Origin of the sequence: Saccharomonospora iraqiensis subsp. paurometabolica YIM 90007 (assembly GCF_000231035.2) — a bacterium.
GTDB lineage: Bacteria > Actinomycetota > Actinomycetes > Mycobacteriales > Pseudonocardiaceae > Saccharomonospora > Saccharomonospora paurometabolica.
This window is the reverse complement of sequence record NZ_KI912185.1, coordinates 97,658-98,478: the sequence shown is the minus strand read 5'-3', so window position 1 is coordinate 98,478 and position 821 is coordinate 97,658. Positions and strand designations below refer to the sequence as shown.

The following is an 821-nucleotide window of genomic DNA, read 5'->3' as shown; positions in this document are numbered from 1 at the left end:
GGTGCCGAGCAGCCGCCGCAACCGCGCCGCCGGGGTCGCGGCGAGGTCGGCGACGGTGTCCAGGCCGTTGCTCCGCAACGCGCGCTCGGTCCGGGGGCCGACACCCCACAGTGCCCCCACCGGGAGGGGGCGCAGGAACTCCCGGGTCTCCGGCACCGGCACCACGACGGTGCCGTCCGGTTTCGCCATCCCGGAGGCGAGCTTGGCGACGAACTTCACCCCGGCGACCCCGACCGAGCAGGTGATGCCGAACTCGTCGGCGACCCGGGCGCGCAGCCGGGTCGCGATCCCGGCCGGGCCGCTGCCGAGCCTGCGCAACGCCCCGCTGACGTCGAGGAACGCCTCGTCCAGGCCGAGTGGCTGCACCGCCGGGGTCACCTCCGCGAACAGCGCCATCACCCCCCGGGAGACCTCGCTGTAGAGGCCGCGGGTGGGCGGCAGGTACACCGCCTGCGGGCAGAGCCTCCGCGCCGTCGCCACCGGCATCGCCGAGTGGACCCCGTAGCGGCGGGCCGGATAGTTCGCCGAGACCACCACCGACCGCGGCCCCGCCCCGGCGACCACGACCGGTTCGTCGGCCAGTTCGGGCCGCGTCCGCAGCTCGACGGCGGCGAAGAAGGCGTCCATGTCCACGTGGAGCACACCGCACCCGGTGTCGTCCGGCCACCGGGTCGCGGTGACCCGGAACCGCTCGAAACCCTCGGGCAGGGCGGTGTTGCGTCCCATCGCCGCCGAGCCTAGCCGCACCCACCGACACGCACGGGCCCGCGGGAGCGCCCGTCCGGGTGCTGCGCGGCCGGGTGGGGCGGGGGCGTGGGCGG

General features: G+C 76.5%; 1 protein-coding gene. It reads right to left on the bottom strand.

Annotated features, from left to right (window positions below; translation table 11 throughout):
* Positions 1 to 726, bottom strand: a 726-nt coding sequence (locus SACPADRAFT_RS0200555; protein ID WP_007027811.1) for a Y-family DNA polymerase, incomplete at its 3' end; no start/stop codon positions are given.
* Positions 727 to 821: the final 95 nt, after the last annotated feature.